This is a genomic window from Alcanivorax sp. HI0044 (assembly GCF_001634945.1).
Genome location: NZ_LWEZ01000466.1, coordinates 1 through 1,036 on the forward strand (window position 1 = coordinate 1; position 1,036 = coordinate 1,036).

A 1,036-nucleotide genomic window follows, 5' to 3' on the forward strand; every position below is an offset into this window, starting at 1 on the left:
CAAAGTCTGCGTTCTTGCAGGTGCCATAAATTCAGGTTGGGTTCGCAGGCTCACATCGTGCCAGTAGTTGGCAGTGGCGTGTCGCCAACCTAACCAGGCAAGGCAGCGGACGCGAAATACGCGCCGCTGCTCGCAGCGTTAAATGGCTCTGCTTTTTTATGGCAGCGCAAGATTCCAAGTCGGTGCCATAAGTGAGCATTCGGGTGCCGTTAGAAAAATAAGAGGTTGTGGCTAGGTTATCCCGTTCGTTGTGGGCGGCCACATTTCAGGTTGGGGGTGTCTTCAAGTCTTCATTTCTTGCGGGTGCCAAAATTTAGGTCTGGTTCGCAGGCTCACATCTTGCCCTTAGGTAGGGTGGTGTGTCGCCACTTAACCAGGCAAGGCAGCGGACGCAAAAACACGCGCCGCTGCTCGCAGCGTTAAATGTCATGAGAAATATCGTACTAATTACAATTCTAATTGCACTTTCTGGATGTACTGTGTCAGCAAGAAATCACCATTTTGAGCTGGTTGACTATAGCTCTAAAGATTACGACGATTTTCAGAATATTTGGTGCTTTTCAGGAGGTTCAAAGGAATCTATCCAGGTCTGCTCTGCTCCATATAAGCGACGCTCAGAGAGCATCGGTTTTTTGCTGCCTGTATTTCCCCAATTGGATAGAGAGTCAAGGCTTGCTTACGACACGAGTCAGCCTCGAGTAATTGAATTCAAAAATATTAGAGAATCTGGGAATCTAAGCCTTAGTGATCTAAACGGGATAGAAGAATGTTCTTCAAGGTATGCTAAAAAGTGCATTTCCAGAGAAACGATATCAGTTGATCAAAGCAGTTCAATATGGCTGAAAATCCCTGAAGGTGAGCAACATGAGTTCCTAGTTTTTACTGAAAATGTAACTTTCAAGGTTGTCATTAAAGAATTTAATGAGGTCCGGTGGCACGCCGTCACCGTATGAGAAAAACATTTAACAAAGCGCTGCAGGCCGACATCTTACTTTGCGCACCTTTTGCGCGGTCGCTACGCTCCCATTTTCGCGCA

1 protein-coding gene is annotated in these 1,036 nt (G+C 46.6%); it reads left to right on the top strand.

Annotated elements, in window-relative coordinates:
* Nucleotides 1–359 precede the first annotated feature (359 nt).
* Nucleotides 360–953, top strand: a complete 594-nt coding sequence (locus tag A3730_RS30255) for a hypothetical protein (protein WP_156497230.1) — start codon at nt 360–362, stop codon at nt 951–953.
* The last annotated feature ends 83 nt before the right edge of the window (nt 954–1,036 follow it).